1 protein-coding gene, 1 tRNA gene and 1 pseudogene are annotated in these 1,039 nt (G+C 64.0%); 1 reads left to right on the forward strand and 2 read right to left on the reverse strand.

Translation table 11 applies throughout. The features are described from left to right. Nucleotides 1-238: pseudogene (locus tag Q0C81_RS18165) on the forward strand (amino acid permease); the annotation flags it as partial. 146 nt (nucleotides 239-384) lie between these two features. Here the strand turns inward: Q0C81_RS18165 and Q0C81_RS18170 are convergent. Further along, nucleotides 385-469, reverse strand: a tRNA-Leu gene (locus Q0C81_RS18170). A 60-nt stretch (nucleotides 470-529) separates the two neighbouring features. Then, on the reverse strand, nucleotides 530-895 hold the full coding sequence (locus Q0C81_RS18175) for a hypothetical protein (protein WP_291841226.1): 366 nt from the start codon (nucleotides 893-895) through the stop codon (nucleotides 530-532). Nucleotides 896-1,039 lie beyond the last annotated feature (144 nt).

Below are 1,039 nucleotides of genomic sequence, written 5' to 3' on the forward strand. Positions count from 1 at the left end.
GCGTCCGTTCCGCACGCCATTCATCTGGGTCTTCGCGCCCCTGTCGGCCTTCGGCTGCGCCTTCCTGTTCTGGAACCTGCCGCACGACGCCAAGATGGTGCTGCCGATCTGGGGCGGCTTCGGCCTGTTGATCTATTTCCTGTATGGCTATCGCAAGAGCCACCTGGGCCGTGGCCTGATCGAGGTCCACGAGACCGACAGCGACCTGCCGCCGCCGCCTGTCCCGCCGATCAGCTGAGACACGCGCTGATGTCCTCAGGCAGGCCAACCAAAACGGCCATAAGTCCTGAGGGCGACCAGCCCAAAACCGGCCTCAAGTAGGCCCGCGAGGGCGATAGGCCAAAACAAGAAAAGGCCCCGGAGCGATCCGGGGCCTTTTTGCTTTGGTGCGGATGAGAGGACTCGAACCTCCACGCCTTGCGGCGCTGGAACCTAAATCCAGTGCGTCTACCAGTTCCGCCACATCCGCTTGGGCAGGTGGTGGGCTCTAGAGGGCCGGACGTCGCCTGACAAGAGCCTCCAGCGGCCTTCAGCGGCGTCCGGCGACCAGTTCGTTGCGGATCGTCCGTCCCAGGGGATCGCGAGCCTGCCAGCTTTGACCGATGTCGGCCTCGACCATGCGGCTACAGAAGCGTGGCAGAATCTGGCGTGGCCTGAACCCGGTCAAACAGATCTTGTCGCCCTCCCGGCTCCAGCGCGCGCTCAACTGACGCCCGTCCGAGAACTGGGACACATAGCGGCCGTCCGGCTCGAAAAAATGCTTCACCCACTGGCCGTTGGGATAGTGAGACACGATGGTGTTGCCAAAGGCCTCCGCCATATCGGCCCGCGCCGGGGCCGTAGAGGCGACGACGACGCCCAGCGCCAGGCCGCAACCGATCAGGACCGTCCGCATCATCCCCTCCGCGTCTTTCCGACCAGATATTACCGATCGTTAAGACTTTGCAAGCCGGAGGGTTCCGGACGGTCCGTGCGTCGGATCAGACGTTGCCGCGGCGGCTCGATTCGAACAGGAACCAGACGCGCTTCTCGCTCTCGT

Origin of the sequence: Brevundimonas sp. (assembly GCF_023259385.1) — a bacterium.
In the GTDB taxonomy this organism is placed as follows: Bacteria; Pseudomonadota; Alphaproteobacteria; order Caulobacterales; family Caulobacteraceae; genus Brevundimonas.